At 69.9% G+C, this 10,697-nt stretch carries 9 protein-coding genes; 3 read left to right on the forward strand and 6 right to left on the reverse strand.

The window, feature by feature from the left end; all coding sequences use genetic code 11:
• The first annotated feature begins 491 nt into the window (after window positions 1-491).
• Window positions 492-794: a ferredoxin gene (locus ACZ7HQ_RS28650; protein WP_470995698.1), complete on the forward strand. Its 303-nt coding sequence runs from the start codon at window positions 492-494 to the stop codon at window positions 792-794.
• Between the two features lie 18 nt (window positions 795-812).
• On the opposite strand, the gene ACZ7HQ_RS28655 is transcribed toward ACZ7HQ_RS28650, so the two are convergent.
• The 3 genes from ACZ7HQ_RS28655 to ACZ7HQ_RS28665 form a co-directional block, all read right to left on the reverse strand.
• Window positions 813-1,394 carry a hypothetical protein gene (locus ACZ7HQ_RS28655; protein ID WP_470995701.1) on the reverse strand — a complete coding sequence of 194 codons (582 nt, stop codon included), beginning with the start codon at window positions 1,392-1,394 and terminating at the stop codon, window positions 813-815.
• A gap of 279 nt (window positions 1,395-1,673) precedes the next feature.
• Complete coding sequence (locus ACZ7HQ_RS28660) at window positions 1,674-2,576, reverse strand: tRNA (adenine-N1)-methyltransferase (protein WP_351549202.1); 903 nt, start codon at window positions 2,574-2,576, stop codon at window positions 1,674-1,676.
• Window positions 2,577-2,652: 76 nt separating this feature from the next.
• Window positions 2,653-4,179 carry a site-2 protease family protein gene (locus tag ACZ7HQ_RS28665; RefSeq protein ID WP_470995704.1) on the reverse strand — a complete coding sequence of 509 codons (1,527 nt, stop codon included), beginning with the start codon at window positions 4,177-4,179 and terminating at the stop codon, window positions 2,653-2,655.
• A 178-nt stretch (window positions 4,180-4,357) separates the two neighbouring features.
• Between ACZ7HQ_RS28665 and ACZ7HQ_RS28670 the strand changes: the two genes are divergently transcribed.
• Both ACZ7HQ_RS28670 and ACZ7HQ_RS28675 read left to right on the forward strand, forming a co-directional pair.
• Window positions 4,358-5,296, forward strand: a complete 939-nt coding sequence (locus ACZ7HQ_RS28670) for a RecB family exonuclease (RefSeq protein WP_470995707.1) — start codon at window positions 4,358-4,360, stop codon at window positions 5,294-5,296.
• Window positions 5,297-5,349: 53 nt separating this feature from the next.
• The gene (locus ACZ7HQ_RS28675) at window positions 5,350-6,021 is read left to right on the forward strand and encodes a response regulator (RefSeq protein WP_470995710.1); all 672 of its coding nucleotides are present in this window, start codon (window positions 5,350-5,352) and stop codon (window positions 6,019-6,021) included.
• A gap of 96 nt (window positions 6,022-6,117) precedes the next feature.
• On the opposite strand, the gene ACZ7HQ_RS28680 is transcribed toward ACZ7HQ_RS28675, so the two are convergent.
• The 3 genes from ACZ7HQ_RS28680 to ACZ7HQ_RS28690 all read right to left on the reverse strand — a co-directional run bounded on the left by ACZ7HQ_RS28680 (window position 6,118) and on the right by ACZ7HQ_RS28690 (window position 10,535).
• Window positions 6,118-7,698 carry an ABC transporter substrate-binding protein gene (locus ACZ7HQ_RS28680; protein ID WP_470995713.1) on the reverse strand — a complete coding sequence of 527 codons (1,581 nt, stop codon included), beginning with the start codon at window positions 7,696-7,698 and terminating at the stop codon, window positions 6,118-6,120.
• A 97-nt stretch (window positions 7,699-7,795) separates the two neighbouring features.
• Window positions 7,796-9,400, reverse strand: a complete 1,605-nt coding sequence (locus ACZ7HQ_RS28685; protein WP_470995716.1) for an ABC transporter substrate-binding protein — start codon at window positions 9,398-9,400, stop codon at window positions 7,796-7,798.
• A gap of 433 nt (window positions 9,401-9,833) precedes the next feature.
• Window positions 9,834-10,535, reverse strand: coding sequence for an HAD family hydrolase (locus ACZ7HQ_RS28690; protein ID WP_470995719.1), 702 nt, complete (start codon window positions 10,533-10,535; stop codon window positions 9,834-9,836).
• Window positions 10,536-10,697: the final 162 nt, after the last annotated feature.

A 10,697-nucleotide genomic window follows, 5' to 3' on the forward strand; every position in this document is an offset into this window, starting at 1 on the left:
ACGCTTCCAGACCCTACCTGGGTGGGTGTCGATTGAAACCCCTAGATCACCAAGACTGTCAAGGTGTGTCGTCGGTCACCCGGTGCGCTCTCCCTCGCACGGAGGGGATACCCACTCAACGTGATGTGGAAGCAGCTTGTTCCAGGCATTGCGTGGTCAAAACCCTTCCGTACTGGCCGGAGTTGTCCGGTCGGGCCGGTGGTCCGGTGAGTGGGCAGCACTCGGGGCGCTCGCGCGTTCATCACGCAGAGCGACGGGCCGGGCGGGCGGTGTCACGGTCGGCCCGGCTGGAAGTGGTTGGTGCCGGGGCGGTGGCACCGTTGTTGTGGTCCGGCGCTGCTACCCGATGGTGCCAGGGGGGAAACCCGTGGCGGTGGAGCGTGGGTGGAATGCGGGCGGGGGTAGGGTCGAGGGTGTTCAACAGCCGCTGGTGCGGACCCGGCTGGCCCCTCGGGTGCCGGCTTCCGCCCGGCGTACCGACGGCAGGAGAGGTGACCGTGCAGCAGGAGGCCCCGGGCGGGGAGGCGCTGGAGGTCTGGATCGATCAGGATCTGTGTACCGGCGACGGGATCTGCGCCCAGTACGCCCCTGAGGTGTTCGAGCTGGACATCGACGGGCTGGCCTATGTGAAGGGCGCGGACGAGGAGCTGCTGCAGGCCGTGGGGGCGACGGTGCCGGTGCCGTTGCCGTTGCTCACGGATGTGGTGGATTCGGCGAGGGAGTGCCCCGGTGAGTGCATTCATGTGCGCCGGGTTTCGGACAGGGTCGAGGTGTACGGGCCCGACGCGGAGTGAGTCCGGCCGGGCCCGGTGTCAGACGCTGTGGGCGTCGGCGGGGGTGGAGCGGACGAACGCGCTGCCGTTCCACTGCCATGTGACCGGGGTCTTCAGGTCGGGGCAGCAGTTGGGGACGGCGTCGGAGGAGTAGCCGAGCAGGGTGGCGCCGACGGTCCGCGCGTGCACGGAGAAGCCGGTGACGGTGAGCCGGTCCTTGGGGTCGACGAGGGTGGCGACGACGCGTGGTGTGCCGCTGTCGCTGGAGCGGGTGAGGACGTAGACGGCGTCGGGCGGGGTGCCCATGGCGGAGTCGCAGTGCACGACCGCGACGGTCTCCGGTTTTCCGTCGCCGTCCAGGTCTCCGGCGGCCTTCTTGGCGACCACCGCTTTGACGGGTCCGCACTGGAGCGGGAAGTCCACGCCGGTGGTGCCGGGTGGTGCGACGGCGGCGGGGGCGGACTTGGCGTGTGTGCCGGTGGTGGACTGGGCGGCCGTGGCCGATCCGGGCTGTACGACGGAGGAGAGGGCCACGACGCCGGCGACGGCTGTGGCGGTGGCGACCCAGTGGATGGGCCGGGTCTGGGCGTGGGCGAGCTCCGGAACGGCGGATTGCTGCACTAGGAGTGTCTCCTGTGAGGGCTGTGCCGGTGGGGTGGGTGGCCAGCATGGTGCCACACGTCACAGTGCGGGGGAACGGCGGGGTCCGGGATTCCCGCAGGCGGGGAGCCCGCGTGGGGTGCGGGTGTGGGAGCCGTGGGCGCGCGGGGAGTCCTGGTGTGGTGTCAACGCGCGAGCGCCGTGGCCGAGTTCCCGTGTGTGCGGGGAAACTCGGGCACGGCGCCCTTGTGTTGTGCTCTGTGCGTGGTGCTCAGCGCGGTGTGCTCGGTGGCGGGTGGGTCAGCGGCCGGCGCCGCCGTCGGCGTTGGGTCCGGCGTAGTCCTCGCCGTAGGCGCCCTTGGCGGGGCGGCGGCGGCGCATGGGCGGCTCGACTCCGTCGGCGAGGCGGCGGGCGGTGAGCAGGAAGCCGGTGTGGCCGATCATGCGGTGGTCGGGGCGGACGGCCAGGCCCTCGATGTGCCAGTTGCGGATCATCGTCTCCCAGGCGGTCGGCTCGTTGAAGCAGCCGATCTCCCGGATGGACTCCACGGTCCGGGCGAGCTGGGTGGTGGTGGCCACGTAGCAGCACAGGATGCCGCCGGGGACGAGTGCCTTGGAGACGGCCTCCAGGCATTCCCAGGGGGCGAGCATGTCGAGGATGACGCGGTCGACGTCGGTGTCGGACAGGTTGTCCTGGAGATCGCCGACGGTGAGCTGCCAGGCGGGGTGCGGGCCGCCGAAGTAGCGCTCCACGTTCTGCTGGGCGATCTCGGCGAAGTCCTCGCGGCGCTCGTAGGAGTGCAGCATGCCCTGGTCGCCGATGGCGCGCAGCAGGAAGCTGCTGAGCGAGCCGGAGCCGACGCCGGCCTCGACGACGCGTGCGCCGGGGAAGATGTCGGCGAAGGCGAGGATCTGCCCCGCGTCCTTCGGGTAGACGACGGCTGCCCCTCGGGGCATGGACAGGACGTAGTCGGGGAGCAGGGGGCGCAGCGCGAGGTAGGCGACGTTGCCGGTGGTGCGGACAACGCTGCCCTCGGGAGCGCCGATCAGTTCGTCGTGCGGGAAGGAACCCTTGTGGGTGTGGAAGTTCTTCCCGGCTTCGAGCGTGAACGTGTAGTGGCGGCCCTTGGGGTCGGTCAGCTGTACCTGGTCCCCGACCTTGAAGGGCCCGCGCCTGCGGGCGGCACCGGTCGGTTCGGACATGTGACCAGCGTACCGGTTCCCGTCCGGGGGTTTGGCCGACGGCGAGGCGGGGGGCGGCGGTCCGTTCCACACGGGGTCATGAGGCGGGCCTTGCCATCGCCCTGACGAAGGCTCGTTCCACGTCCGCCGCGGACAGGACGCCGTAGATCTCGCCGGTCTCCTCGACGACGAGGTATTCGGTGGCGGGGGTGGCGCGCAGGACGTCGAGGAGCTCTTCTCCGGCGAGCTCGGCGGAGACGCGCATGCCCTCGGTCAGGTCCTGGGCGAGGCCGCTGACGGGGACCCAGGGGCGGCGGTGTTCGGGTACGCCGACGATGGCGGACTCGCGGACCAGGGAGAGGGGGTTGCCGTGGGCGTCGACGACGACCAGGGCGCGGGCGCCGGCGGCGTTGGCGCGGCGCAGGGCCTCCGAGAGCGGGGTGTCGGTCTGGACGGGTACGGCGCGGCGGGTGAGGGTGCGGGCGCGCAGGTCGGGGAGGTGTTCGCGCAGGCGGGCCATGCGCAGGCTGTTGCCGGCGCCGGTCCAGATGATCGCGGCGAGGATGGCGGCGAGCAGGGCGTCGGTGACGGTGTTCATGCCGCCCGTGTCCGTGGTGTCGCCGCCGAGGGCGCCGGACTGGTTGAGCAGGGGCAGGCCGATCAGGACGGCGACGGCGAGGGCGCGGCCGACCCAGGCCGCGGCGACCGTGCCGCTCATGGGTTTGCCGGTGATCTTCCAGACGACGGCGCGGAGCATGCGGCCGCCGTCGAGGGGCAGGCCGGGGAGGAAGTTGAAGATCGCCACGATGAGGTTGGAGACCATCAGGCCGGCCAGCAGGACGCCGGGGACGGTGCCGGGTTGGACGGGCTTCATGGCGAGGTAGAACAGCCCGGCGAGGACGAGGGAGAGCAGCGGTCCGACGAAGGCGAGGATGAATTCCCGGCCCGGGGTCTCGGCTTCCTTCTCGATTTCGGAGACGCCGCCGAAGAACTGCAGCTGGATGCGGCGGACGGGGAGCTGGAAGCGGATCGCGGCGACCGTGTGGGCCAGCTCGTGGACCAGGACGGAGGCGTAGAAGGCGACGGCGAAGAACAGGGAGACCAGGTAGCGGGCGGCGCCGAGCTCGGGCAGCACACGGTCGAGCTGGCCGCCGAAGACCCAGGTGATCAGGGCGGCGACGAGGAACCAGCTCGGCGCGACGTACACCGGCACGCCGAACGGCCGTCCCATGAGGATGCCGCCGCCGGGCTCCTTGGGCCGCGCCTGCGGCGGCTCCCCCTTGGCGATACCGGAGTGGGCGAGCGCCCGGTGGTCGGGGTGCGTGTCGCGCGCGGTGCCGGTAGCGGGGCTCGCGCCGTCGGCCACCGGACCGTCGGCGGTGCCCGCGGCCTCCGTGGCGTCGCTCGTCTCCTCCGCGTCGGCGTCGGCGTCGGCGTCGCCGGGGGCGGTCGTACCGGCGGTGTCCGCGGGGCCGGCCGCAGCGGCTCGGGGCGCCGGGGGTTCCTGGGGCTCCGGGCCGGCGTGATGGGTGGGGTCGGTCGTCGGGGCCGTAGGACCCGCGGGGTGCTCGGCCGGCTCGTCGTTGCCGGACCGCGGCTGCCCGCTCCCGCCGCTCACGTCCACGGTGTCCCCTCGTTCGAAGCGTCTTCCGTACCTGCCGGACGGAAGGGTCTCCGGTCGATGGTATGCGGCGGTGGTGACGCGTTTCGCCCCGGCACCCCTTGTGTTTGCCGCACGGTCGGGTGGCCCGGGCGGGCGGGGACCGGGTCACTGTCAGTGGTGGGCCGTAAGGTCTGTGGACATGGACAGCAGCATCGAGGACGCGGGAGCCCTGCCGGGCCGCGCCGAGCAGACGGATCCGGCGGCGGCGCCCACGGCCCCCACCGCCGAGGCGGGTGGTGGCGAGCGTGTTGCCATGGCGCCCACGTCGTTGTCGCCGTCCCGGGCCGGTGATTTCATGCAGTGTCCGCTGCTGTACCGGTTCCGGGTGATCGACCGGCTCCCGGAGAAGCCGAGCGCGGCGGCGACGCGGGGCACGTTGGTGCACGCCGTGCTGGAGCGGCTGTTCGACGCGCCGGCGGCGGAGCGGACCGCTCCGCGGGCCAAGGCGTTGATCCCGGGTCAGTGGGACCGGCTGCGGGAGAGCAGGCCGGAGGTCACGGAGCTGTTCGCGGACGACCCGGAGGGCGAGCGGCTGGCCGGTTGGCTGGCGGAGGCCGAGCGGCTCGTCGAGCGCTGGTTCACGCTGGAGGACCCGACGCGGCTGGAGCCGGCCGAGCGTGAGCTGTTCGTGGAGGCCGAGCTGGATTCGGGGCTGCGGCTGCGCGGGATCATCGACCGGGTGGACGTGGCGCCGACCGGTGAGGTGCGGATCGTCGACTACAAGACGGGGAAGGCGCCGCGGCCGGAGTACTCCGAGGGCGCCCTGTTCCAGATGAAGTTCTACGCCCTGGTGGTGTGGCGGTTGAAGCGGGTCGTGCCGCGGCGGCTGCAGCTGGTGTACCTGGGCAGCGGGGATGTGCTGACGTACGACCCGGTCCCCGCCGATCTGGAGCGGGTCGAGCGCAAGCTGCACGCGCTGTGGGAGGCCATCAGGCAGGCGACGGAGACCGGGGAGTGGCGGCCGCGCCCGACCAAGTTGTGCGGCTGGTGCGATCACCAGGCGCACTGCCCGGAGTTCGGCGGCACTCCCCCGCCGTATCCGCTGGCGGTGCGGGCGGCCGAGCCCGGGACCGGGTGAAGCGGAGATCCCGGGCAGGGCAGAATGGGCCGGGACTAGCGAAGGAGTGTCACGTGGCCATCCGTGTCCTACTGGTCGACGACCAGCCCCTGCTGCGTACGGGTTTCCGGATGATCCTGGAGGCCGAGCAGGACATCGCGGTCGTGGGCGAGGCCGGTGACGGCCTGCAGGCCCTCGATCAGGTACGGGCCCTGCAGCCGGATGTCGTGCTGATGGACATCCGTATGCCGCGCATGGACGGGGTGGAGGCGACCCGGCAGATCACCGGGCCGGGGCGGGACGGGCCGGCGAAGGTGCTGGTGCTGACCACGTTCGACCTGGACGAGTACGTGGTGGAGGCGCTGCGTGCCGGGGCGAGCGGCTTCCTGCTGAAGGACGCGCCGGCGAACGAGCTGGTGCAGGCGATCCGGGTCGTCGCGGGCGGTGAGGCGATGCTGGCGCCGAGCATCACGCGCCGGCTGCTGGACAAGTACGCCGGGCATCTGCCGTCCGGTGAGGAGCCGGTGCCGGACACGCTGAACACCCTCACCGACCGTGAGGTGGAGGTGCTGAAGCTGGTGGCGCGCGGTCTGTCGAACGCGGAGATCGCCGCTGACCTGTTCGTCAGTGAGACCACCGTCAAGACGCACGTGGGGCATGTGCTGACCAAGCTGGGTCTCAGGGACCGGGTGCAGGCGGCGGTGTACGCGTACGAGAGCGGACTGGTGCGGCCCGGCGCGCAGTAGCGCACAGCACGCCGTGCGACCCGTGCGGTACGGCGGCGAAGGGCGCCCCTCCCCCGTGGAGAAGGGCGCCCTTCGTGTCGGCGGCGTCAACCGGCGTCAGCTCTTGCTGAGTTCCCAGAACCGGAACACGGTGGAGGCGTCCAGGCAGTACTCCAGGCCGTAGACGCCGTCGCGGACGACCGCGTACTGCTTGGCCTGCCAGACCGGCAGGACGGGCAGTTCGGCGGCGACGATGTTCTGCAGCTGTCCGAAGTCCTTGTCGGTGGCGGCCCGGTCGCTCTGCGCGGCGGTGCCGGGCATGAGCGTGCCGGTGATGGTGCGGTTGCTGTAGTTGTTGTCCAGCACGTTGCCCTTGCCGAAGAACGGAGCCGTGAAGTTGTCGGCGTCCGGGTAGTCCGGCACCCAGCCCTTCACGTAGACGCCGTACTTGCCGGCGGCGATGTCCTTCTCGTACTGGTCGAAGGCGACGGACTTGACGTCGGCGTCGAACAGGCCGCTGGCGTTGAGCTGGCCGGCGATGGCCCTGAGCTCGTCGTCGGTGGCGGGGCCGTAGCGCGACGGCGTGGACCGCAGGGTGAGTCTGACCTTGCCGGTGATGCCGTCGGCACGCAGAGCGGCGGCGGCCTTGGCCCGGGAGGGGCGGGCGCCGTAGGTGTCGAAGAAGGCCGTGTTGTGGCCGACGATGCCCGCCGGGATGATCGAGTACAGCGGGGTGGCGGTGCCCTGGTAGACGTTCTTGATGAGGGCGTCGCGGTCCAGCAGGTAGGCCATGGCCTTGCGGACGCCGAGCTTCCCGGCGACCGGGTCCTTCATGTTGAAGACCAGGTGCTGGACCTCGGCGCTGGTGCCCTCGATGACGTCGATGCCCTTGCTGCCGTCCTGCTGGTCGAGGCCGGCGATGTCGGAGGCGGACAGGCCTCGGTAGGCGATGTCGATGGTGCCGTCGGTGAGGGACTTCTTCAGGGCGGTGCGGTCGCCGTGGAAGAACTTCAGGGTGACGCCGGAGTTCTTGACCTTGGCGGTGCCCTTGTAGTTGCCGTTGACGGAGAAGACCGCCTGGTCCTTGTCGAACGAGTCCAGCTTGTAGGGGCCGGAGCCGACGGCCTGGTGGTCGGTGCGCAGGCCGCCCGCGTCGTACTGGCGGTGGTCGACGATGGAGCCGGCGCCGGAGGCGATCTTGCTGGGGAAGGTGGCGTCGGAGGACTTGAGGTGGAAGACGACCGTCTTCGCGTCCGGGGTGTCGATGCTGCCCAGCATCGGGAACATGATCGCGGGCCCCGCGGGGTCGTTGATCTTCAGCATGCGGTCGAAGGAGAACTTCACGTCCTTCGAGGTGAGGGCGTCACCGTTGCTGAACTTCAGGCCGTCCTTGAGCGTGCACCGGTAGACCGTGGCGCGGGAGTCGGTGAAGGAACACACCTTCGCGAGTTCCGGCTGTGGTTCGGTGCCGCCCTTGGGGAAGCTGAGCAGCGACTGGAAGACGTTGTCGAACAACAGCCAGGAGCCGGGGTCGTAGCCGGATGCCGGGTCCGTGGCGAGGACGTCGTCGGACATCCCCATCACCACGGAGGAGCCGGTACCCCCGGAATCACCGGACTCCGAGCCGCAGCCGGTCAACAGGCCGGAGGCCAGCCCCGCCACGATGGGCAGGACTGGCCACTGGTTGCGCATGTTCACTTGAAATGTGCCTTGTCGTCGGTTCGTCACCCCGGAGCCACCGTCCTGGCCCGGGTTGTCCGGGGCAGCCGTCCCTGGCCCCCGGACGAGAGAGCCGTCAGCCGCTCACACCGCGACCGAGCTCCCACAACTGAAGCGTCGAGGAGGAGTTGAGGGCGTAGGCGACACCAGTGATGTCGTCCCGCGCGGCGACGTACTGCTTACCTTGCCACAGCGGCAGGACGGGGACATCCTCGGCGACGGTGTCCTGGATCTCCGTCAGGCTCTTGCCGGCGTTGAGACGGTTGGCCTCGCGGCGGGACTGGGGGATCAGGGTGCGCTGGATGGTGCTGTTGGAGTAAGGCGAGCCGAGGAAGTTGTCCTTGTCGAGGAAGGGCGCGATGAAGTTGTCGGCGTCGGGGAAGTCGGGGAACCAGCCCATGCCGTAGACGTCGTACTGGCCCTTCTGCTCGGCCGGGCGGAAGGTGTCCCAGGTGTGACCCTGGATCGAGGCGTCGAACAGGCCGCTGTTGTTGAGCTGCTGCTGCAGGACCTCGAACTCCTTCTTCGTGGCGGAGCCGTAGTGGTCGGTGGTGTAGTGCAGGGTCAGCTTGACCGGGGTGGTGATGCCGGCCTTGGTCAGCAGGTCCTTGGCCTTGGCGACGCTGGGGTTGCCGTACTTGTTGAAGAACGAGTTGGAGTGGCCGGTGATGGTGGCCGGGACCAGCGAGTACAGCGGCTCGGCCTGGGTGCCGTAGACCTTGGAGATGAGGGCCGCGCGGTCGATGAGCTGGGCCATGGCCTGGCGTACGGCCTTGGACTTCACGGTCGGCGCGTTGGTGTTGAAGGCCAGGTAGCGGATTTCCAGGCCCGGCATGTCGACCAGGTCGGCGTTGCTGTCGGTGCCGGCGTCCAGCTTCTGGATCTGGGCGGGCGACATGGTGCGGGTCATGACGTCGATGTCACCCTTGTCGATGGCGGCGCCCATGGCGTCGGCGTCGCTGAAGGAGCGCAGTTCGACCTTGTCGTTGTTCACCGTCACGGCACCCTTGTAGTTGGGGTTCTTGGTGAAGGTGGCGGTGGTGATCGCGTTGCCGCTGACGTCGGCGTGGAAGGTGTACGGGCCCGAGCCGTCGACGTCGAAGCCGTCGCGCAGCTTGCCCTTCTGGTAGTCCTTCGGGTTGATGATGCCCGCGACCGGGGTGGACAGCTTGTACGGGAAGGTGGCGTCGGCGGTCTTGAGGTGGAAGATGACCTCGCGGTCGCCCTGCGTCTCGATGGTGTCGAGGGTGTTCAGCAGGGAGGACACACCGCTGCTCGACTTGATGCGCAGGGCGCGCTCGATGGAGAACTTGACGTCCTGGGCGGTCACCGGGTCGCCGCTCGCGAACTTCAGGCCGTCGCGGAGCTTGCACGCGTAGCGTTCGCTGCCGCTGTCGGTGAAGGAGCAGCTCTCGGCGGCGTCCGGGACGGGGTCGCCCTCGCCCTTGGGCTGTGCCATCAGCGTCTGCACGGTCTGGCGCAGGATGTTCCAGGTGCCGACGTCGTAGGCGTAGGCCGGGTCGAGGGGCGCCGGAGCGTCGCTGGTGGCGGTGAACCGGTCCGTGGTGCCCACGACGATGGCGTCGCCGCTCTTGCTCCCGCTGTCGGATCCGCCGCACGCGGCGAGAACCGGGGTGAGCAGGCCGGCCACCGCCGGCAGCACCAAAGTCTTGCGGTTCATGCGGGAGTTTCTCCAGAGCTCTTCGGGTCCGTGTATCCGGCATGCATGGGTGGTGCGGCGGTTCACGGGGGATGCGGCGATGTTCTCGCGACGAGATTAGTCCGCGCCCGCAGGAGGGTTCACGGCCCCGTGAGTTGACCGCCCATCACGCAGTGAAACCAGGTGCGGACACACCGAAAACCCGACAGCGGCAGGATTAGTGCAGCTTCCCACCAATCAGGACACAAAGACCCGCCGATCCGGGTCCAGTGGGGTTACTCAGCACACGTGGCCCGACTTGTCGAGCGCACCGAGAGTGGGGAACGTCACACTTTCAACTGTACGGCGAGTCAGTGGAATTCGACTCGGGAGCACCGCCCGGAATTCCACTCGGGTGTACTTCCCTGGAAATTTGTCCACCTGGGCCAATGGACATGGCACGCAGTGTCAACAGCTAGCGCATTTCCGTCATCAGGCCGCGCAGAAATGCCAGGTCGACCTCTTCCAGCGAGGTCACCACGGTGCGTCCCTCGGCCGGGGTGATGGGGGCGACGGAGGGTACGGCGACGACGCGGCAGCCCGCGGCCTCGGCGGCGGCGACGCCGGTCGCGGTGTCCTCGACCACCGCGCATCGGTCCGGGTCCGCGCCGAGCCCCGCGGCGGCGAGCAGATAGGGGTCGGGGAAGGGCTTGGTGCGCGTGACCTCGTCGCCCGCGACGGACAGGGCGAAGTGGTGCGGGCCGAGCACGCTCAGCACACGGTCGATGATGCGCCGGTGGGAGGCCGAGACCAGGGCCGTCGGGATGGCGTGCTCGTGGAGTTCGGCCAGCAGGCGGGCGGCGCCCGGCATCAGCGGCAGGGCACGGTCGATGCGGTCCTCGAAGGCCTCGTTGAGCAGCACGGTGAGTTCGGCGAGGGTGATGTCGGCGCCGGTGACCTCGATGAGGAAGGAGGCACTGCGGGTCATGGGTCCGCCGACGACGACGTGCCGCCAGGAGTCGTCCAGCCTGTGGCCGAGGCCGGCGAAGATCTCGACCTCGACGTCCCACCAGAAGCCCTCGGTGTCCACCAGGGTGCCGTCCATGTCGAGGAGCACGGCCTGCAGGGCTGACCCTTCCGCCGTACGGGTTCCGAGCGCGGGGACCGTGCTGGTCATCCGGGCGCACCTCCTTGAGGGACGAGCAGGCCGGTTCCCGGACAGGGAACCGGCCTGTGGTGGATCGACCAGTGTACGACTGTCGTGCCGGAAGCGCCTCGTTTATCACTCGCGCCCGGGGGTATCCCTGGAAACACCCCCGGCGCAGCCCAGAGGGCCTTT

It is taken from the genome of Streptomyces sp. NPDC037290 (assembly GCF_055603245.1).

Excerpts from the sequence above, each read along its gene's own strand:
- ACZ7HQ_RS28690 (WP_470995719.1), bottom strand. The coding sequence starts at position 10,535 with ATGACCAGCACGGTCCCCGCGCTCGGAACCCGTACGGCGGAAGGGTCA.
- ACZ7HQ_RS28670 (WP_470995707.1), top strand. The coding sequence starts at position 4,358 with ATGGACAGCAGCATCGAGGACGCGGGAGCCCTGCCGGGCCGCGCCGAG.
- ACZ7HQ_RS28660 (WP_351549202.1), bottom strand. The coding sequence starts at position 2,576 with ATGTCCGAACCGACCGGTGCCGCCCGCAGGCGCGGGCCCTTCAAGGTC.
- ACZ7HQ_RS28685 (WP_470995716.1), bottom strand. The coding sequence starts at position 9,400 with ATGAACCGCAAGACTTTGGTGCTGCCGGCGGTGGCCGGCCTGCTCACC.